Source organism: Gottfriedia acidiceleris, from assembly GCF_023115465.1.
In the GTDB taxonomy this organism is placed as follows: Bacteria; Bacillota; Bacilli; order Bacillales; family Bacillaceae_G; genus Gottfriedia; species Gottfriedia acidiceleris_B.
In genome coordinates this window covers 1,077,451-1,091,045 of sequence record NZ_CP096034.1, presented here as the reverse complement: position 1 = coordinate 1,091,045, position 13,595 = coordinate 1,077,451, and the positions used below count along the sequence as shown (strand labels likewise).

The 13,595-nt window shown below is 35.2% G+C and carries 11 protein-coding genes; 1 reads left to right on the top strand and 10 read right to left on the bottom strand.

All coding sequences use genetic code 11. From position 1 onward, the window contains the following. Positions 1-24: 24 nt before the first annotated feature. The 6 genes from MY490_RS05140 to MY490_RS05115 all read right to left on the bottom strand — a co-directional run bounded on the left by MY490_RS05140 (position 25) and on the right by MY490_RS05115 (position 8,075). Positions 25-1,203, bottom strand: a complete 1,179-nt coding sequence (locus MY490_RS05140; protein ID WP_248268269.1) for a lipid-transfer protein — start codon at positions 1,201-1,203, stop codon at positions 25-27. A gap of 234 nt (positions 1,204-1,437) precedes the next feature. Then, positions 1,438-2,970 (bottom strand): long-chain-fatty-acid--CoA ligase, encoded by a 1,533-nt coding sequence (locus MY490_RS05135; RefSeq protein ID WP_248268268.1) that lies wholly within the window; start codon positions 2,968-2,970, stop codon positions 1,438-1,440. 177 nt (positions 2,971-3,147) lie between these two features. Beyond that, positions 3,148-3,945 carry an enoyl-CoA hydratase/isomerase family protein gene (locus MY490_RS05130; protein ID WP_248268267.1) on the bottom strand — a complete coding sequence of 266 codons (798 nt, stop codon included), beginning with the start codon at positions 3,943-3,945 and terminating at the stop codon, positions 3,148-3,150. 64 nt (positions 3,946-4,009) lie between these two features. Continuing rightward, positions 4,010-5,218, bottom strand: a complete 1,209-nt coding sequence (locus MY490_RS05125) for a CaiB/BaiF CoA transferase family protein (RefSeq protein ID WP_248268266.1) — start codon at positions 5,216-5,218, stop codon at positions 4,010-4,012. A gap of 275 nt (positions 5,219-5,493) precedes the next feature. After that, positions 5,494-6,948: an aldehyde dehydrogenase family protein gene (locus MY490_RS05120; RefSeq protein ID WP_248268265.1), complete on the bottom strand. Its 1,455-nt coding sequence runs from the start codon at positions 6,946-6,948 to the stop codon at positions 5,494-5,496. A gap of 77 nt (positions 6,949-7,025) precedes the next feature. Beyond that, positions 7,026-8,075 carry a zinc-dependent alcohol dehydrogenase family protein gene (locus tag MY490_RS05115; protein ID WP_248268264.1) on the bottom strand — a complete coding sequence of 350 codons (1,050 nt, stop codon included), beginning with the start codon at positions 8,073-8,075 and terminating at the stop codon, positions 7,026-7,028. A gap of 193 nt (positions 8,076-8,268) precedes the next feature. On the opposite strand from MY490_RS05115, the gene MY490_RS05110 reads away from it, so the two are divergent. Further along, on the top strand, positions 8,269-9,189 hold the full coding sequence (locus MY490_RS05110) for a LysR family transcriptional regulator (protein WP_248268263.1): 921 nt from the start codon (positions 8,269-8,271) through the stop codon (positions 9,187-9,189). Between the two features lie 100 nt (positions 9,190-9,289). Here MY490_RS05110 and MY490_RS05105 read toward each other — a convergent pair whose 3' ends face one another. The 4 genes from MY490_RS05105 to MY490_RS05090 all read right to left on the bottom strand — a co-directional run bounded on the left by MY490_RS05105 (position 9,290) and on the right by MY490_RS05090 (position 13,577). Continuing rightward, positions 9,290-10,507: an acyl-CoA dehydrogenase family protein gene (locus MY490_RS05105; RefSeq protein WP_248268262.1), complete on the bottom strand. Its 1,218-nt coding sequence runs from the start codon at positions 10,505-10,507 to the stop codon at positions 9,290-9,292. A 169-nt stretch (positions 10,508-10,676) separates the two neighbouring features. Next, positions 10,677-12,299, bottom strand: coding sequence for an ATP-binding protein (locus MY490_RS05100; protein ID WP_248268261.1), 1,623 nt, complete (start codon positions 12,297-12,299; stop codon positions 10,677-10,679). A gap of 19 nt (positions 12,300-12,318) precedes the next feature. Further along, entirely contained in the window at positions 12,319-12,498 is a 180-nt protein-coding gene (locus MY490_RS05095; RefSeq protein WP_248268260.1) for a hypothetical protein, read from the bottom strand. 110 nt (positions 12,499-12,608) lie between these two features. Then, positions 12,609-13,577 carry an electron transfer flavoprotein subunit alpha/FixB family protein gene (locus MY490_RS05090; RefSeq protein ID WP_248268259.1) on the bottom strand — a complete coding sequence of 323 codons (969 nt, stop codon included), beginning with the start codon at positions 13,575-13,577 and terminating at the stop codon, positions 12,609-12,611. Positions 13,578-13,595: the final 18 nt, after the last annotated feature.

Genomic DNA, 13,595 nt, shown 5'->3' with positions numbered 1-13,595 from the left:
TAGCTTACTAAACAAGATCATCTATTAGCCCAAGCGATACATTGTGACAACACAAGCACCACCAAGACCTAAGTTATGTTGTAGGGCAACTCTAGCATTTTCAACTTGTCGTTTTTGAGCTTGACCACGAAGCTGCCACACTAGTTCGGTACATTGGGCAAGTCCAGTTGCTCCGATTGGGTGACCTTTTGACATGAGCCCACCAGAAGGATTTACAACTACTTTCCCACCATATGTGTTATTTCCCTCATTAATAAATTTCTCGGCGCCACCTAATTCACAAAGTCCTAGCCCTTCATATGTAATGACTTCACTTGGAGTGAAACAGTCATGCAATTCGATTACATCGATCTCGTCCGGACCAATACCAGCTGCCTCATAAACCTGATTGGCAGCGCGACGGGTCATATCTGCACCAACTAAGTTGATGAGATTGTCATTCGTATCGTTCGTATCTGTCGTAAGAGCTTGTCCAACGATTTCCACCGCAGTTGTAATCCCATGTTTTTTTGCAAAAGATTCACTACACACTATAGCAGCTGCAGCTCCGCAGGTAGGAGGACATGCCATCAGTCGTGTCATATTAGGTATTAGCGTCGGAGAACTTAGCACTTCTTCAACTGTTAGTGGCTTATTGAAAAGTGAATAGGGATTCTGTGTCGCATGATTCCTTGTTTTAACTGCTACCTTAGCAAAAATATCTGGATTGGCATTATACTTTTCAATGTACTCATTACACGCTGCTCCAAATAACCTGATTGCTCTAGGTGCTTCTGGGGCCTCGGGCCATAGCTCTGTCAATCGATTATCTACCCATCCAAGTGCTGGAGTTCGGTCATTCCAGTGAGATTTCAAAGCTCCAGGTTTCATTTCTTCAAAACCAAAAGCTAATGCACATTCGACTGCCCCTGACTCTACAGCTTGTCTTGCCATGTAAAGAGCAGTTGAACCAGAAGCACAGTTGTTATTGACATTAATTACTGGAATACCTATCATCCCAACATTATATAAAGCTCTCTGACCACAAGTACTATCACCGTAAACATAACCTGCATAAGCCTGTTGAATGTCGAAAAAATCAATTCCCGCATCTTCCAAAGCCCCAATTACAGCTTTTGAAGCCATTATTTCATAAGGTTCATTCATACCAGGTTTTGTGAACGGTACCATATTTACGCCAATTACTTTTGCTTTTTTACTCAACTTTCTCCACTCCTTTATAAACAATTTATTTTGAACATTCAGAATTTTTTAGATCCTTTATATTAATAATAGTTTTCTACTTTAGTATTTTAAAGTTTACAAATTAAAAGGTATGTTAAATAAAAAGTAATATATTAGCAAAACTTTATAAGGCAGTTATTATTTTCTTGTCTGTATTTTTAGTTCGGTATAGGTGATGATTTTTCTATATCAAACTTTTACAATTCAATAAAATTAATTTATTAGGTGAGAAGAAGTTTTTTTCAAATGATCCTCTCTTAATTTATACTTAAGGATTTTTCCTGTTGCGTTTCTCGGCAATTCATCCATGAAAAAAATTTTCCGTGGAAGCTTGTACCCAGCAAGATGCTTGCGACAAAATTCAATTAATTTTTCTGTTTCAATTACATACCCAGGCTTTGGGACAATAATAGCTGATACTGTTTCACCCCAGTTTTCATCTGGAAGTCCAATAACAGCTGCTTCATGTACCCCCTCAAATGAATACAACACGTTTTCTACTTCTATAGAATAAACATTGGCTCCACCGGAAATAATCATATCCTTTTTGCGATCAACTAGAGTAATAAATTTGTCTTCATCAATCGTACACATATCTCCTGTATATAACCAGCCATTACGAAGTGCTTCTGCAGTTGCTTCTGGATTTCTATAATAGCCCTTCATAACCATATCACCCCGAAGAATTAATTCTCCGATTTCTCCTGGTTCAATATCATTACCTTCTAGGTCCACCACCCTAGCTTCCATTAAAAATCTTGCTTTTCCACTAGTACCAAATTTCTCCTTATGATCCTCCGGAAATAAAACGATTCCATTAGGTCCACCTTCAGTTAATCCACATCTGTTAACAAACTGAGCTGAGTTAAAACGCTCCATACATAACCTAAGCAGCTCAGAAGGCATGGATGCTCCACCATAGACTAGAGTTTTAAGAGAAGAAATATCATATTGTTCAATATTAGGAACCTGAAGAATCATGTTATACATTGTAGGTACTGCAAGCATATAACTTACTTTATATTTTTCAATAGCCTTTAAAACCTCAACTGGATTAAAAATTTGTTGAATAACAATTGTTTGACCTAAGAAAAGGCTTTTATATAGCGAGCTAAATCCTCCACCATGATAAAATGGCATAAATTGTATAACGCAATGTTCTATATTTTCACCTTTTATACCTAAACTATTAAAAGCGAGCATGACGGCACCATAATGATCAAATAAAGCTCCTTTTGGTTTCCCAGTTGTCCCGGAAGTGTAAAGTATGTGAGAATCATCATGTTGTTCTACTACAACATCAGGATCCTTTTCATTTTCCGTTAATACAAAATCAAAAGACAAATGTCCATTAACTATTGCTTGCTGAACAGAAATACAATGTACCACTTTACTGGAACGTGCAATTTCAACTAGATCACCAAATTCAATATCATAGATGATTAATCTTGCATCCGAATGATCAACAATGTATGCAACTTCTGCTTTTGTTAATCGAATGTTTATCGGTACAGTTACTGCTCCAATTTTTGATGCGGCAAACATAGCAATTGGAAAGTACTCGGTGTTTTTCATCATCAAACAGATTTTGTCACCTTTTTTAATTCCTAGTGATATTAATCCATGCGCTAGCCGATTAACAATACGATTCAATTGATCGAATGTGTATGTTTTATCTTGAGAATAAATTGCAACTTTATCTGGTATTATTCTTGCGTTCCTACCAATAGAACTTCCAATATTCATAGTAAAACCTCCAAATCAAAAAGTTGTCTATTAATTGAGTATGTCTAATCCAGCTTATCTAATTTTCAGTAATGAGTAGAACAATAGATATGACCAAAATTTTATCTTAAATATAGTCTTTTATAGCAATTCATTATCATCGTGCTATTTAATAAATAACTATTTTTATAGAATAAGTTATTTCCCTTTAAAAATAGGCGTGCGTTTTTCAATGAATGCAGAAACCCCTTCTTTAAAATCTTCTGTTTGGAAACAGGCACCTTGTCCAAAAGCTTCTAATTCCAATAAGTCTTCTAAACTTAAATTTTCGCTTTGATTGACTAATTGTTTAATCATTCCAATTGCCAAACTAGGACCAGCTACGATTTGATTCGCAATCGAATATGCCACAGCTAATAAATCATCGTCATTTACTACTTCATTTATCAATCCAATTTGGTGAGCTTTTTCAGCTGAAATACGATCCCCCAACATCATTAGTTCTTTAGCACGATGAGGTCCAAGCAATTTTGTCAAAAAATAAATTTCGCCCATGTCAGGAAGTGCACCAACTTTAACAAAGCTTTGAATAAAGGAAGCAGAACGTGAAGCAATAACCATATCGCATGCTAAAGCTAAACTGGAACCCGCCCCTGCAGCAACTCCATTCACTGCAGCTATAATAGGTTTAGTTAAATTTCTCATCACGAATAGAAGTTTATGAAACGTTTTCACTCTTTTTTGAGTAGCAAAGAAGTTAGATACATCTCTTTTTGCTTTTAAATTTCCGCCCGCACTAAATACACGTTCTGCTCCAGTTAAAATGACTGCTTTTACTTGGTCATCATCTCGAATCTTTTCTAAAGTATCCATTAAACCATCGAACATGTCATGTATTGGATTGCGGATATCTGGTCTATTCATTTTTATTAAGCACACATTGTTCTTAATGATCGTTATCGTGTTGTCTTCAACTTTTGAATTATTAATACTCATATTTCCACCCCATTTTAAGTAAAAACTATTTATTGAATTTTAGGTATTTAGGGTAACTATCACCTTATTGAACAGATGAATTACTAAAGGTTCCGGAAATTACTCCTTCGTTTTCTAAAATCTCGATTTGTTCATTGGTAAAGCCCATTTCATTCAAGATTTTTGCAGTATGTTCCCCTGATTTAGGGGCTAATGTTCTTATAGTTCCAGGAGTTTTAGACATTTTAATTGGAGGAGCAATAAGTTTAACATCGCCAACCTCAGGGTCATGATGAGTTTGAATCATTTCTCTTTCGATTAAATGTGGATCTTTCTCTAGATCCTCAAATCTATTTAATGGAGTCACACACGTATCTACGTAATCGAATATCTCCATCCACTCTTGAAGAGTTTTTTGTATAATAATAGATTGAATGACAGCTTTCATTTGATCTTGTTCCTCTATAGATGAGTTAATTTTTTGGCAAAAATCTTCCCTACCTATCGTTTTGCAAAATTCATTCCAAAATTTTTGTTCAGTTGATCCAACTGATAAATATCGATTATCCTTTGTCTCATATACTGCGTAATTAGCGTTCCTACCGAATAATTTATGCTCGCCTCGTTTTGGTTGTATGTTGGAAGCTAGAAAATCTGGTAAGGTAAGTTGCAGCCATGACAGTGCCCCATCCAGCATCGAAACATCAATGAACTGGCCATTGCCAGAGCGCTCTCTTTCAACAATCGCCATTAATATACCTATCGTTCCCATAAGAGCTCCACCGCCAAGATCTGCGACCTGTATAGAAGGAATAACCGGTTTACTACCACGTTCTCCCATATATTCAAGTATTCCGGCATAGCTTATATAATTTAAATCATGTCCTGGCTTATTGGCATAAGGGCCAGTTTGTCCATATCCAGAAATTGCGCAGTAAATAAGTCTTGGATTAATTGTTTTTAGCTCGTCGTATCCAACACCAAGACGGTCCATTACTCCTGGTCTAAATGATTCAACAAGGACATCCGCATGCTCGACGAGCTTCTTAAGGATTTCTTTCCCCTGTACTGTTTTTAAATTTAGGCAAATACTTTTTTTGTTTCGATTTACTGAATGAAATACTGCACTATTTTCTCCAATTTTCGGCTCTCTATTTCTTATGTAATCACCTAATCCTGTATCTTCTACTTTAATAACTTCCGCACCATAATCCGCGAGTAGCATAGTACAAAAAGGTCCTGGTAATAATCTTGTGAGATCTAAAACACGTAAAGATTCTAAAGCTAATGACATCGGAATCTTCCTTTCCATATGATTTTTAAAGACATGCCATGACAGAGTCTTTATAAATTAATTTTTTAAAAATTCACAATAATAAGAATCATTACATTAATGATAGTTTCATTTATTCATATTTAAAAGTTTGAGATTTAAAAGGTATGTTAAGTAAAGTTAAACTAAAAGGATATCCATAATGCTTAATAGAATTTAAATAGCAGATACTTGTAATGGATTAGAATTCAAAAAAGAAGATCAAACACAAATTGTTTGATCTTCTTTTTTCTTTTTTAAATTGGATATTTCCGTTGTCCCTTTTGGATTGAAATCCATTTGACATTTGTAAACTCTTCCAGATTATATCGACCACCATAACGGCCCATACCAGATAATTTAACTCCGCCAAAAGGCATTGTCGGATCCATATTAGCTGAAATGTCATTTATATGGCACATTCCGCTTTCTATTTTTTCAGCAAATCTAAGACCTCTTTCTTCATCTTTCGTGAATACCGCACTCGATAACCCATATTCAGTATTATTTGCATATGTAAGTGCTTCTTCCTCAGTATCAAAAGGAATAATTGATGCAATTGGACCGAAAACCTCAGTTTGTGCTAATGTAGAATCATTTTTTACATCTCCAAAAATATAAGGAGTAACAATATTTCCTATTCGTTTTCCTTCTAACAGACACGTTGCACCTTCTCTTTTAGCCGTTTCTGCTAGCTGTAATACTTTTTGGATCTGTCTTTCATTGACAAGAGGTCCTAAAAAGACTGTTGGGTCGGTTGGGTCACCGTATTTTACTTCCTTAACACGTTCAACATACTTTTCGATAAAAGTTGAATATAACTTGCGATGCACCAAGATACGGTTCGCAATCACACAAATTTGACCTTGGTGATTGAATTTACCAAATACCATCGCATTTACAGCACAATCCAAATCGGCATCTTCTAAAATAATGACAGGATTATTACCACCCAATTCAAGACAGGCTCTCTTCATATTTTTTGTGCATAATGATCCAATATGACGCCCAACATTTGTAGAACCCGTGAATGAAATAATATTTGGAATGGGATGTTCAACGAAATAGTCACCCACCTCGGCAACATCAAAATTCACCATATTTAATACACCTTTTGGAAGTCCTGCTTGTTCAAACACTTCCGCAATAAGTGTTCCTCCCGTGATTTGTGTTTGCAAATCAGCTTTCAAAACAACTGCATTTCCAACTGCAATTGCAGGGGATATTGCTCGTAGCGCTAAAATGATAGGAAAATTGAATGGGCAAATAATTCCTACGACTCCTGCAGGTTGATGGATTACTCGATTAACTTTTCCACCCGAATTAACTGGCAAATCAATCGGGACATTCACTTGATCAGCACAGGAAAGGATACTTGAAAGGAATGGAACACTTCCTAACACTTCAGCCATAGCTTTAGTATATGAACATCCTGTTTCTTGAATTAATAATGTAATAATTTCATCTTTTCTCTCTTGAATAATTTGTGCCACATTTAAAAGAACTTGTTTGCGCGTTTCCGGAGATGTTTTTGCCCATTCTAATTGAGCTTTTTTTGCAGCTTCATACGCTTCATCTATATCATCTTTATTACCTAATTTGAAACGAACGATTACTTCATCATTATAAGGATTCGTATTATTATAATAAGACGCACTAGAACCTTCACGCCAAACTCCATTTATATATTGTTTTGTGAACTTATTTTCCATTCTTTACACTCCTCTTTTTTAGATAAAGCTAAAAACAATCAAAATCTATGTGTGACCATTCCTTAATCCTTAAAAGTTTAGAATTTAGTGATCACCGTCATTCCCGTTCCAGAAAAACTATTCATGTCTTCAAAAGCTTGATTAACTTCCTCTAAAGAGATTTCCTTTGTGACTAATTTACCAGGTTGTAATTGGCCCATCTCGACCATGCGTATTAAAGTAGAATATTCAGGCATAGGCATACCAGCAGAACCAATGATTTCAAGTTCATATCCCAATATTAAATTTAAAGGTAGAGGAGTCATCCCTCCTCCTGGATTTGGACTTAGACCAAGTTGAACATGCCTACCACCTTTTTTCAGACTCATAATGGATCCGATTACAGTGTCTTGGATGCCTAATGCGTCAATCGAGAGGTTACTACCTCCTTTTGTGATTTCCTTTATTGCTTGGGGCGCATCGTCACGTTTGCTATTAATTGAAGCGACTGCACCAAATTTTTTTGCCAGATCTAATTTATCGTCCCCTATATCTACAGCAATTACATTCGCACCTGCTGACACAGCAATTTGGATGGCAGACAATCCAACTCCTCCTGCACCATAAATGGAAACCCAATCGCCCGCTTTAATTTTCCCTTGTGACATAACACCATGATAAGCAGTCATAAAACGACAACCCATCGCACTTGCGTCTATGAAACTAACATTTTCTGGTAGATGAAATAAATTTAAGTCAGCATTAGGAATATGGATATGTGATGCAAATCCTCCATAAAAGTCAAACCCTACTAATTTTCGATTATCACAAATATTGTGACGTCCGGCTACACAATAAGGGCAGACTCCATCTCCTTGATTAAACGGAACAATAACACGGTCACCTTTTTTAAATTTTTTAATGTTTTTTCCCGTTTCTTCAATCACACCGCTCATTTCATGCCCTAAAATATGAGGAAGCTTCTCGGATGTAGGTGCAGTTAAATGTCCTTGCCAAGCATGCCAGTCAGAACGACAAACACCTGTAGCTTCTAGTCTTAAAATAACCCCATCTGCAGAAAGAACCGGATCTGCAACGTTTTTTATTACTAACGGTTTATTAAATTCTTCTAAGACAGCTGCTTTCATTAAAATCACCCCTAATAAATTTTAAATATTCAAACTATTCATTTTATCTATCATATTTTCATTTCTTATTTTTTTAAATTTTAAAAAATAAATGGTACCTTTAAGAATCTTTAATTCATTAACTATTTTTTAAGGTTAAAATAAAAGTAGATTAAATTATTAAATATGATATTTATATTCTATGGAGGAATCTATGCGTATCGAGCAACTATTATATATCACTGAGATAGCAAAAACCGGCTCTATTGCAAATACGTCTGAACGGCTTTATGTATCTTCTCCTGGTATAAGTCTAGCAATTAGTGGTCTTGAGGAAGAACTTGGTGTGAAGATATTTGAACGTTATAGAACTGGCTTAGAGCCGACCGAAATTGGAAAAAGACTAATAATAAAGGCGCAACGGATTTTAAATAGTATAGAAGAATTTAAACTAGAGGCTAAAAGTGACTCTTCGGATATAGAGGGACTTATATCAATTTCAGCGGTTACTAGTTTATGTAAAGGTATTATTCCAAAAGCTTCCGCAAAACTAAAATCAAAATTCCCAGGAATAACTCTTGAGATTAAAGAAACAGGCCCTAGTCAAGTTCGTAAGGACGTTTTAAACGGCAAAGCTGATATAGGTTTAACCTTTAACCCATTTCCATCTGGGAAAGAAAATCAGATGCTTATTTCAACACATCTATTAGATAGCCGAATGATGATCTGTTTTAGAAAAGATTCTAATTTGGCTAAATTAAATCAGATTAACATTGAAGATATTTTAAAACAACCACTTGCACTATCTTTTAAAAACAGTAACGGTAAAGATAAATATTTTTCTCAATTATTTGGAGAACATGATAATTTCAATATACAAATTCAATCGCAAAATTCTGATACAAGGAAGTATTTTATTGCAGAGGGATTAGCTGTCTCATTTGAGCCTGAATTAACAGCTAAATTCGATCCATTTTACAGACGCGAAGATATTATTGTAAAGCCTGTTCTAGGATTAGATTCTAAAATGTCCTATTACTGCATTCGCTTAAAAAATCAACATTATTCTGCTGCTTCCCAGGCGTTTATGAAAGAACTCAATCTTCAAGTCAATAGTTTAAAAAAGGAACAATAAAATTTTAATAAGATCCACACAGCACCTATTAAAAAAGACGACTTTAAAGTCAAAATTCAAACTTAAAGTCGTCTTTTTTAGAATTCTAAAATTATATAAATTAAGAGTTAACTGTTTTTACTTTAACATCATCAAATGGCCATGAAGGAAGCATTTCTCTTAAAATTTTGTCTTCTCTATAGCCAAGCTCATACTCAGCTTGCATAATTGTATGAATCTCTCTTGTTCCTTCATAAATTACCGGCGCTTTTGAGTTTCTTAAATAACGCTCTACGGGGAATTCATTAGAGAATCCATATGCACCATGAATTTGAACAGCGTCGTTTGCAGCTTCATTTGCGGCATTACAAGAAATCCATTTTGCTAGTGAAGTTTCTCTTGTATTTCTCTTACCGTTATTTTTTAACCAGCCAGCTTTATAGACTAATAGACGTGAGATTTCAAGGTTAGAAGACATATTAGCAATCATTTGTTGAACAAGCTGATGCTTACCAATTTCCTTACCAAAGGTCTTTCTCTCATGACAATATTTTATACTTGCTTCAAGTGATGCCTGGATTAATCCACAAGCACCAGCGGCAACTGTAAATCGTCCGTTATCTAGTGCAGACATGGCAATTTTAAAGCCTTCTCCTTCAATACCTAATAAGTTTTCAGCAGGTACTCTTACATCATCTAAAAACACTTCACCAGTATTCCCTGCTCTAATACCCATCTTTCCTTTGATTGCTTTAGTGGAAACGCCTTCAAATGTACGTTCTACAATAAAGCAGGATATACCTTGATGCTTTAAGTCATGGTTTGTTTTAGCAAAAATTAAGAAATGGTCAGCCACATCACATAAAGAAATCCATGTTTTAGATCCATTTAAAATATAGCTATCGCCATCTTTAACAGCTGTGGTCGTCATTGCTACTACATCAGATCCTGCATTTGGTTCTGTTAATCCAAATGCGCCAATTTTCTTACCTTGCGCTTGAGGTACTAGATATTTTTGTTTTTGTCCTTCATTTCCCCACTGTAATAAGGTCATACTATTTAAACCGGTATGTACAGAAACAGCAGTACGGAAAGCTGTGTCTCCTCGTTCTAACTCCTCACAGACAATTGCTAAAGTATTATAGTCCATTCCAACTCCTCCATATTGTTCTGGAATACATACTCCCATTAATTCTAATTCAGCAAGGCGTGTTAGAATATTTGATTCAAAGTGTCCCTTTTCATCCCACTCCTTAATAAATGGAATAATTTCACGGTCTACAAAAGATCTTACTACCTTTTTTACACTTTTTTGTTCTGCTGTTAATGAAAAATCCATCAATATAACCTCCTCATTTATATTATTTTTTTCACTTCAACTATTTCTGATTCGGAATTACCTAGTTTACTCATTACTTTTTCAGTATTCACATTTAAATGTAATTCCTTTATTGTTTACTTTCCATTTTTTAGATTTGATTTATCTCTACCTATATTATTCTTTTTTATCAACTTACTAATGGTAGGATAATCTCAATAAGTGTTCCCTCGTTTACTTTACTAGAGTAGGTGATTTTACCATTGTGTTGCTCTATAATTTTATGGCAGACCATCAATCCTAGTCCGGTGCCTTTGTCCTTTAAAGAGTAAAAGGGCTCGCCTAAACGTGGAAGTAGGTCTTCCGGAATGCCACACCCCTGATCTCGAATTGAAATGATACACTCGCTACATGAAGTTTGACTTATATTAATATTAATTTCACCACCAGCTTCCATCGATTCTACCGCATTTTTAAGGACATTAAGAAATACTTGTTTTAATTGGTTCTTTTCACAGGCAATCATAATGGAAGAGTGTTCCACATTCAGTTTAAATTGTATAGCATTATTGCCAAGCTGTAAGGTTAATAATTCAAGTGTATTTTCCATTAATTCTTGTACATTAATAATGTGACGTTTAAATGATTGGGGTTTTCCTAAAGTAAGAAGCTCGCTGGTGATTTCTTCAATTCGGTCTAGTTCATTTAGTAGCAAGTCACTATATACAACAGATTTATTTTCTTTCTTATAAAGTTGAACAAACCCCTTTATTGTCGTGAGAGGATTTCGTATTTCATGTGCTACTCCGGCTGCTAATTCACTGACAATTGATAATTTTTCAGATTGCAACAGACTCTCTTCAACTTTTCTTCGTTCCGAGATATCTCTGCTATTTACGACAATATGTTCAATTGATTCGTCTTCCCTCTTGACGGGCATTAAACTGGACTCTAATTCAATCCATTCCCCTTTTTTATTTTGGATTCGAAAAATGACCGATTGAGCTTTTTTATTTTGAAACATGACATTTAACATATCTCGAAAATTACTATAATCGTCAGGATGAATAAGAGATTGAAATTTAATACCTTCCAGTTCTGATTCTTCATACCCTAATATCACCAAATGAGAAGGCGAATAATAAAGTAAAGACATACTTTTATTGAGCACCACCGTCATGTCCACCGTATTCTCTACTATTAATCGGTACTTTAATTCACTTTTTCCAACTTTCTTATACATATATTCAAGTTTACTATTTAATTCATACAGTCTAAGATATGACTCAATTATTAATATAGCAATTATAACTCCTAAACAAACAAATAATAGATATTCAAAATGAATGAAAGGATGCTCTTTTATGTTGTAAAAAATAGATTCAATAACCAAATAGCTACACGCATAAGTACAAAATAAAATTAGGACTCTTTTTATCGTTGTGAGTTTTGAAAAATAAAAATTAATAGCTAAAAATCCAACCATTAGAAGTGTCCAAGCATAAATAGAACCAAACCAAATATCATTTTCATAAAGTCTCGCAACTAAAGCAACGTATCCAGTAACTAATCCAGTTACTGGTCCAAGATAAGAAAAAGCAACAATGACTATTGCAATTCGCAAATCAAAAGAATAACCAAGTTGGTTAATGGATAACAATACGAGTATAACTATAAAAAGAACAGCATATAAACCGGCCCAACGTCGAACCTTTTTAACTGGTATATAATTGAAAAAAGAATGGATAACTAATGGAATGATAACAAATGTTGAAAAAACCGATAGATTAACGATGTATTTTAAAATGATCAACCAACATCCCGCCTAAACATTAACGATTACTATTCATATGTTTATTGGTCGGCTTACTTCCGAAATATCGAATACAAAGATTATCTAGTTGATTTTGATACTCGCTTACATGATCAGAATGTTCTCCATATAGCTTTTGGGCTTTTTTCAAATTTCCTTTTATCGTTTCATATTCTTCCACTATTTTTTTCAACATCATAAAGTTTCCATCTCCTATTCAGATTCGTTTTAAAAAAAAAGCTCGTAAACGATTTCAAACGGCACTCCCCTTATTACTCGGAGGAATGCCTGACGAATGATTTTTTTTATTTATGCGTTTACTAGTACTTTTTTGAATTCTTCCGTAAGCATTGGAACTACTTCGAATAAATCACCGACGATGCCATAATCAGCAACCTGAAAAATTGGAGCTTCAGGATCTTTATTTATCGCTACAACAACCTTTGAGTTCGACATGCCAGCCAAATGCTGTATCGCGCCTGAAATACCACAGGCAATATACAAGTCAGGTGTAACGACCTTACCTGTTTGACCAATCTGTAAAGAGTAATCACAGTAATCTGCATCACATGCACCACGAGATGCACCTACTGCACCACCAAGAACCTCCGCAAGCTCTAGGAGAGGCTGAAATCCTTCTTCAGATTTGACTCCACGTCCTCCAGAGATAACAATTTTCGCTTCTGATAGATCTACACCTCCAGTAGCCTTTCGTACAACATCTTTGACGACTGTACGTACGTCATTAATTTCAACATTAAACCACACAACCTCAATAGTACCTCCAGCTTTCTCTACTGCAATATTATTCGGCCGGACTGTTGCAAAAGGAATACTAGAAACTGCTTTCTTTTTCTCAAACGCTTTCCCTGAATAAATTGGACGCGTAAAAATTACATCATCATCTTCAATCTGTACGTCAATGACATCTGACACAAGACCAAGGCCAAAACGTGCAGCAATGCGTGGTGCAAGATCTTTCCCAATAGCCGTATGAGGAAATAAAATTGCATCTGGCTCGACATCTTCAATGACTTGACGCATCGCTTGAGCGTATGCATCAGTTGTATACACATCCAATTTTTCGTTGCTAATGATATAAACTTTATTTGCTCCGTGTTTACCTAAAATATTGGCATAATGAGTAGAGTTACTACCAATCGCAACAGCAATAATTTCTCCGCCTTCTGCAATACGCCTTGCTGACGTCAATACTTCAAGTGAAACACTTCTTAAATTACCAGCCTTAGCTTCTGTTAGTACAAGTACTTTTCTCATATTCTTTCTTCCCCCTAG